1 protein-coding gene is annotated in these 235 nt (G+C 51.9%); it reads right to left on the reverse strand.

Annotated features, from left to right (window positions below; genetic code table 11):
• Window positions 1–218 (reverse strand): type IIL restriction-modification enzyme MmeI (locus Q5762_RS39685; protein ID WP_315897179.1); only part of this gene is annotated, 218 nt, incomplete at its 3' end.
• Between the last annotated feature and the right edge of the window lie 17 nt (window positions 219–235).

Genomic DNA, 235 nt, shown 5'->3' on the forward strand with positions numbered 1-235 from the left:
TCCAGTACCTCATCGTTTTGCTCGTGGGCGTGACGCAGGTCAGCGGGCATTTTGTCCGGGTCGTAAAGATCCGCAATAGTGGCAGGGAAGTGTGCTTCCCGTGCCAGCAAGATGTTCTCGGCGCAGCGGGTCAGGTCGGTTTTATTTTTCTCTGTAAGAATTGGGACTGGGAAGGTATTCCAGCCTAGGTTGCTTGAATAGCGATAGTCGGTTTTCATTTTTCCGCATACTGCTG

It is taken from the genome of Streptomyces sp. P9(2023) (assembly GCF_032436795.1).
In the GTDB taxonomy this organism is placed as follows: domain Bacteria; phylum Actinomycetota; class Actinomycetes; order Streptomycetales; family Streptomycetaceae; genus Streptomyces.